The sequence below is a fragment of the Bacillus sp. SRB_331 genome, assembly GCF_003264175.1.
Taxonomy (GTDB): Bacteria; Bacillota; Bacilli; order Bacillales; family Bacillaceae_G; genus Bacillus_A; species Bacillus_A mycoides.
The window spans coordinates 1-324 of the sequence record NZ_NADV01000162.1; the positions used below are offsets into that span (position 1 = coordinate 1).

Sequence of the window (324 nt, forward strand, 5' to 3'; positions counted from 1 at the left end):
AGAGGTTTGCCCAGGCGGCCGTACCGATGCGTGAGTTCATCGGCCACAAAGACAGCGTCGACGGCTCCGGTTCGCGGTTGGAAGCCGGTCTGGAGGATGTGATGCTGGATCAGGCCCCGGTTTCGCAGAATCTGTCGGACGCTCAGTTCGTAGACCTTCTTGAGATGGCATTGGAGCGCGATGCCTCTCCAGTTGGCGGCAAGGCGCAGGTCGGTTCCTTTCTTGGGGATCGGCGTCATGAACGCCCGTTGCCAGACTGACGGCGTTGTCTGGTGGGAATACAAGGTACGGAACATGGCGTGAAAGAGCTTGGCAGCCGGCTCT

At 60.2% G+C, this 324-nt stretch carries 1 protein-coding gene; it reads left to right on the plus strand.

The features are described from left to right. Window positions 1-260, plus strand: a 260-nt coding sequence (locus B5P42_RS31640; RefSeq protein ID WP_220089424.1) for a hypothetical protein, incomplete at its 5' end; no start/stop codon positions are given. Window positions 261-324: the final 64 nt, after the last annotated feature.